Raw genomic sequence first — 5099 nt, 5'->3', positions numbered from 1 at the left:
CCTAAAAATTTCTGGAAAAAGTCATCCCTTGCGCCAGCAATTGACTTTTTTGGAAATTTTAATGAAAACTACTTGTGATTAAAGTAACAATGTATAAAAATCATTTATTCTAAGTTTTATGCAACACTAGTGAATTCAGGTATATTCGTGAATCCATAAAATCTCCATAACTTGGCAGTAAAGTTAAGGTAAGCAAAGAAGGAAAAGGAGGAGACTATATGGGAATCATATTGATCGTTGTAGTTGGTTATTTCATTTATAAATACATGGAAGATAATCAGGGGGGAGCAAGTACTTCAAGAAAACAGAACAGTGCACTGGACATTTTAAATGAACGCTATGCCAAAGGTGAAATTGAAGAAGAAGAATACAGGAACAAAAAAGAATCATTGAATAGATAAGGAGGGATTAGATGCACGGCTATTGGGGTAACGGTTTTGATAACATGATGAATTTTGGCTATGAAAACAGCTGGTGGTTTATGGTATATGATGGATTGAAATTTCTAGTCATTATCGGCGCTATAGTAATTATCGCCAAATTATTAATGAACCGCTCAAGTAACAATCGATCGTCACAGTCGAACCACGCCATAGATATTTTAAAAGAAAGATACGCCAGAGGAGAAATATCTGAGGAAGAGTATAGAGATAAATTGAAAAAATTAAGTGAGTAATTAAAATAATAACTTGAAAATCAAGGAGGGGATAATAATGAACGTCGTATATGAAAAAAAGACAGACAAAGAACTGAATGAGGCTATTGAATCTTTAACTGAACACTTAAAGGAAAATGGGTTTGGCGTTTTGTGGCAGCTGAATTTCAAAGATAAATTAAATGAAAAAGGGTTGGACTTTGAAAATAACTACGTTGTATTAGAAGTATGTAACCCTAAAAAAGCAAAAGAAGTGCTGGATAAAAACAGTCATGTAGGCTATGTCCTGCCATGTAAAATGATTGTTAGAGAAGAAAATGGTCAGACTTATATGGGCATGACCCGACCAGAAGCTCTGATTGGTTTATTTGATGAGCCCGGCTTAATAGATATGGCTAAAGAAATCGAAGAGATCCTCAGAAAATCAATAGATTTGGCGCTTTAAAAAAAATCAAAGCCATCTTAAATTTTATTTAGGGTGGCTTTTTTCCTGAGTAATAAGGATAGAGCGAAAAGGATAAGGATGATTAAATGAATAAGAACAGAAAGTGGTACGCGGTCATAGTGATTGCCATAATCCTGCTTATAATGTATATCGGTTACTTTTTCGTGAATTCAAGGAGAGGTTTTGAAACGATGGAAGAACAAAATAGGCCGTCAGTCGATATAGAAAATACAAATGATAGAGCTGATGAAGAAAGAAATAAATTACCTATTCCGCCCCTTTTAGAGGATAAAAATCCTGAAGAAGGAAAAGCTGAATTTGATTTGAATGTACAATATGGAAAAAAGGAATTTATTGAAGGTAAAGAAGCCGAAACCCTAGGATATAATGGTGATTATTTAGGCCCTATTATCAGAGTGAATAAAGGTGACGATGTAAAAATCAATGTGAACAACACATTAGATGAGCAGACAACAGTTCACTGGCATGGTTTGGAGGTGCCGGGAGAAATGGATGGTGGACCGCATCAAGTGGTGGAACCAGATACCACTTGGGAACCTTATTTCACTATAGACCAGCCTGCCGCCACACTCTGGTATCACCCACATCTGCTCCATAAAACAGGCGAACAAGTATACAAAGGATTAGCTGGCCTTTTCTATATCGAAGACGAAAAGTCAAAAGCATTGGATTTGCCGAAAGAACATGGTGTCAATGATATTCCTCTTGTCGTACAGGATAAACGATTTACACAGGATGGGCAGATTCCTTATGACTTAGGCATGAGAGATGTGATGGATGGATTTAAAGGAGATACCATATTGGTCAATGGAGCGATCTCGCCTGAATTGGATGTGAAAAGTGAAGTCGTTCGACTCAGATTGTTAAATGGTTCAAATGCGCGATCCTATGATTTTAATTTCAGCGATAATCGTGCGTTTCATCAAATTGCGTCTGATGGAGGATTTTTAAAAAACAGTATAGAAATGCAGGAAGTGTCGCTGGCGCCGGCTGAACGAGCAGAGATACTGGTAGATTTCAGAGAATATAGTGCAGGAGACCAAGTCGTTTTAAGAGACGGCGACTATGAAGTAATGAGGATAAATATCGTTGAAGAAGCACAGCAATCAAGTGGTATACCTGAAGAACTGGTCGATATCGTTCCATATGACAGAGATGACGTCGTTATAACCCGAGAGTTTGTGATGAGTGGCATGGGGCCAATGGTCGCAATCAACGGTAAACAAATGGATATGGACAGAATCGATGAAACCTTGAATTTGAATGAACTGGAAGAATGGGTCGTAACTAATGAGTCTGCTGGAATGGGAATGATGAGCGGCGAGACGCCACATCCTCTTCACGTCCATGGCGTACAGTTTCAAGTGATTGAAAGAAATGGAGGAGAACCGCCTTTAAATGAACAAGGCTGGAAAGATACTGTGATGGTGGAAAGCGGCGAAGAAGTAAGGCTTTTAGCTAAATTCAATAAAAAAGGACTATTTATGTACCATTGTCATATACTGGAGCATGAAGATTCAGGCATGATGGGGCAGTTTTTAGTTGAATAGAACAAAAAAATAAAGTAATGGAGAGGATAAAATGTACGGTAGCGTTTGCTCAGGAATAGCAGGTAGTGGATTCTTTTGGCCGATACCAGCGGTCCTGCTGTTAGTAATTGTTTTGTCAGTGATCATGATAGCCAAAAATAATAGACAGAAAAAACGACCGATAGAGAGTTCTTCGCTGGAAATTTTAAATGAAAGATATGCCAGGGGAGAAATCGATGATCAAGAATATAGTCGGCGTAAAAAGAATTTGGACCTGTAAACTAGATAAAAATAGTTACTTCTAAATATTTTAAATGATATAAAAGTTAGCTGTAAAATATGTCCATGCAACCGCTTTGAGGAGGTGAAAGATTGGCTGGTGATAACAACAAAATAAAAAATAGATACAATCGCGTATCAAAAATATATGACCTCATGGAAAAACCAATGGAATCTATGATGATGGATGATTGGAGAAAAGAATTATTCGAAAAAATAGAAGGGAAAAAAATATTGGAAGTCGGTGTGGGCACAGGTAAAAATTTAGAGTTTTATTCGACAGATAAAGAAGTCACCGGAATAGACTTCAGCGAAAAGATGTTAGAAAAGGCTAAAAATAAGAGTAAAGATAAGGATCATGTCACGTTAATGGAAATGGATGCAGAAAACATGACTTTCGAAGATAATACATTCGATACAGTGGTCACCTCCTGCGTGTTTTGCTCTGTTCCTGATCCTGTTAAAGGATTAAAAGAAATACGAAGAGTCTGCAAGAATGGCGGCAAGGTTATTATGTTGGAACATATGCGAAGCAACAAGCCAGTTGTTGGAAAAATTATGGATCGTATCAATTTTATCCCCCTGCATATTTGGGGAATATTAAAAAAAGTAGATAGTAACATATCTATTATTTGTGCTGAAATAATTTGATTGGCGGAGAGTCTATGAATGAAAAACTTTTACATTGAAAATTAGTATTTTGTTTGCTAGTGGGTATATTTTAGTGCAGATTTATAAAGGGAGAAAGATAGAATCTGATCATAGTATCTATTAGTGGGTGTTAGGAGTAGTTGTGGTTAGAAGATTCTAAGGAGTAAGTTAAGCAATACGGACTTTTTCTTATGGCCAATTAAAAGTATTCACTTAAACTTCGAATGCTAGAAAAATGGTTTAATTTCAGAATTTCAAGATGTTGTCCCATTCTAACTTATATTATTTTAAGAAGACAAACTCCAGAGAATGAAATTCAACAAAATAGCCTATTAATTTATTTAGAAAAATAATATTGAATGCCTTGTAATAGATTGTAATATATCTTGATTGAAATCGCTACCTATTATATTATAATGAAAATAAAAAGACCATTTTATTACTGCAACGGTGAAGTATTGTGAGAGCGTCAAGAAGTTTGTGTAAATAAAAAGTTCCTTCTGTAAAAAACTTATCTTTCTTCTAGTTCTCCAAACATTTCCCAAAGTTCTGCTTCAGCTTGTTGGAAACCGCGGTGGCTTCGAGTTAAAAATTTCTGATTGTACAGATCAAAATTTGAGACTAAAAAGCGATCCATAGATGCTTCATTTTGAAATTGCTCTTTACGCCGACTGTATTTTTTGATTTGTTTGTTAAAAGACTCAATCAAATTAGTGGAGTACAAGCTTCTTCGGATTGAAGCGGGAAAGTCATAAAAGGTCAGTAAGCTATCGTTCTCTAAAATAGATTTGGTTACTCTAGGGTAGCGGGTGTGCCACTTCTCTGTGAAATCTAGTCGAGCTTCAATCGCTTTTTCTCGTGAGTCCGCTTGGTAAACCGCTTTAAAGTCTTCGCATATGTCTCTTCGATCTGCTACGCGTACTTTACTGGCAAGATTGCGAGAAACATGCACACAACAGTGTTGGTAGGCTGCACTGGGATATACTTGATGAATGGTATCTTTAATCCCTTTAAGCCCATCAGTCACAAAGAGGAGAGCGGACTGAACGCCTCGACTTACTAAGTCTTCTAGTAGCTCTTTCCAAGTTATGGTCGATTCATTCGGTGCGATGGCATAACCCAGTACTTCTTTAGTACCATCTGGACGGATGCCTACGGCAATATGAATGGCTTCTTTATCGACGGTTTTACGTTTTAAAGGAATATAGGTTGCGTCCAGATAAATAGCGGCATAGTGCTTATTTAGTGAACGCTTTTTAAAAGCAGCGACTTCTTCAGAAAAGACTTTCGTCATATTGGACATCGTCTGTGGCGTATAATGATGGCCATACATTTTCTCAATTAGATCGGCAATTTCGGACATCGTGATCCCCTTTCGAAAAAGATGGATAATCGTTTCTTCCAAGGTCTCATTGGTTCGCTTATAGGCTGGGAAAGTCTGTTGTTTAAATTCACCATTCCGATCACGTGGAATCTGAAGCTGAAGTTCGCCGTATTCGGTTTTGACCTTACGATCATA

7 protein-coding genes are annotated in these 5099 nt (G+C 37.0%); 6 read left to right on the top strand and 1 reads right to left on the bottom strand.

The genetic code is table 11. The features are described from left to right. Positions 1 to 218 precede the first annotated feature (218 nt). The 6 genes from BM212_RS11955 to BM212_RS11930 all read left to right on the top strand — a co-directional run bounded on the left by BM212_RS11955 (position 219) and on the right by BM212_RS11930 (position 3580). A complete protein-coding gene (locus BM212_RS11955; RefSeq protein WP_072695671.1) occupies positions 219 to 401 on the top strand; it encodes an SHOCT domain-containing protein in 183 nt (60 codons plus the stop codon). Between the two features lie 11 nt (positions 402 to 412). After that, complete coding sequence (locus BM212_RS11950; protein WP_072695669.1) at positions 413 to 676, top strand: SHOCT domain-containing protein; 264 nt, start codon at positions 413 to 415, stop codon at positions 674 to 676. A gap of 37 nt (positions 677 to 713) precedes the next feature. Beyond that, a complete protein-coding gene (locus tag BM212_RS11945; protein WP_072695667.1) occupies positions 714 to 1100 on the top strand; it encodes a DUF302 domain-containing protein in 387 nt (128 codons plus the stop codon). Between the two features lie 86 nt (positions 1101 to 1186). After that, the gene (locus BM212_RS11940) at positions 1187 to 2671 is read left to right on the top strand and encodes a multicopper oxidase family protein (RefSeq protein WP_091898752.1); all 1485 of its coding nucleotides are present in this window, start codon (positions 1187 to 1189) and stop codon (positions 2669 to 2671) included. Between the two features lie 31 nt (positions 2672 to 2702). Further along, entirely contained in the window at positions 2703 to 2930 is a 228-nt protein-coding gene (locus tag BM212_RS12760; protein WP_091898750.1) for an SHOCT domain-containing protein, read from the top strand. A 92-nt stretch (positions 2931 to 3022) separates the two neighbouring features. Further along, positions 3023 to 3580, top strand: coding sequence for a class I SAM-dependent methyltransferase (locus BM212_RS11930; protein WP_091898748.1), 558 nt, complete (start codon positions 3023 to 3025; stop codon positions 3578 to 3580). Positions 3581 to 4091: 511 nt separating this feature from the next. On the opposite strand, the gene BM212_RS11925 is transcribed toward BM212_RS11930, so the two are convergent. After that, positions 4092 to 5099: IS256 family transposase (locus BM212_RS11925; RefSeq protein ID WP_143744962.1), on the bottom strand; the 1008-nt coding region annotated here is incomplete at its 5' end.

It is taken from the genome of Marinilactibacillus piezotolerans, assembly GCF_900114235.1.
Lineage (GTDB): Bacteria > Bacillota > Bacilli > Lactobacillales > Carnobacteriaceae_A > Marinilactibacillus > Marinilactibacillus piezotolerans.
Note: the sequence above shows the minus strand (reverse complement) of the source record. Positions and strands in the feature narration are given on the sequence as shown.

Bases quoted from the DNA above. Each gene is read 5' to 3' on its own strand.
- BM212_RS12760 (WP_091898750.1), top strand. From the start codon at position 2,703: ATGTACGGTAGCGTTTGCTCAGGAATAGCAGGTAGTGGATTCTTTTGG.
- BM212_RS11950 (WP_072695669.1), top strand. From the start codon at position 413: ATGCACGGCTATTGGGGTAACGGTTTTGATAACATGATGAATTTTGGC.
- BM212_RS11955 (WP_072695671.1), top strand. From the start codon at position 219: ATGGGAATCATATTGATCGTTGTAGTTGGTTATTTCATTTATAAATAC.
- BM212_RS11940 (WP_091898752.1), top strand. From the start codon at position 1,187: ATGAATAAGAACAGAAAGTGGTACGCGGTCATAGTGATTGCCATAATC.
- BM212_RS11945 (WP_072695667.1), top strand. From the start codon at position 714: ATGAACGTCGTATATGAAAAAAAGACAGACAAAGAACTGAATGAGGCT.